This is a genomic window from Paractinoplanes durhamensis (assembly GCF_016862175.1).
GTDB classification, from domain to species: Bacteria; Actinomycetota; Actinomycetes; order Mycobacteriales; family Micromonosporaceae; genus Actinoplanes; species Actinoplanes durhamensis.
The window spans coordinates 1-506 of sequence record NZ_BOML01000139.1; the positions used below are offsets into that span (position 1 = coordinate 1).

1 protein-coding gene is annotated in these 506 nt (G+C 70.4%); it reads right to left on the minus strand.

The window, feature by feature from the left end:
* A partial coding sequence (locus Adu01nite_RS47475; RefSeq protein WP_203736009.1) for a SpnB-like Rossmann fold domain-containing protein occupies positions 1–506 on the minus strand: 506 nt, incomplete at both ends.

The following is a 506-nucleotide window of genomic DNA, read 5'->3' on the forward strand; positions in this document are numbered from 1 at the left end:
CAGCCCGGACCGACAACCGCAACTGCCCATCCACCAACCCGGCCGCCGCCTGCGGCGCCGGCACCAACGCCAACGCCTCCAACGTCCCCGCACCACCAGAATCCAGCCGCCACGGCCCCACCGGAGCAATCAACCCCGCACCCGAAGAAGCCCGCACCAACCGCGGCGCGAACAACCCACCACCACGAACCAGCACCTGCGGCTCACCACACGCCACCGCAGCCCCCAGCAACGACTCATCGTCACCGTCCAACTCCACCAACACCACCCGGCCGGGCTGCTCAGCCTGCACCGACCGCACCAGCCCACCAACCGCCGCATGACCCACATCGCCGGCACGCACCACCACGACCAGCCGACCCACGGCGCCGTCCACCAACCACCGCTGCACCCGCTCCAACACCGCGACCACAGCCCCACCAACGTCAACGGTTTCAGGGGCCCGCAGCACCACATCGCCATCCAGCGCCGGAACCACCACCGGCACCACCACCGGCACCACATCC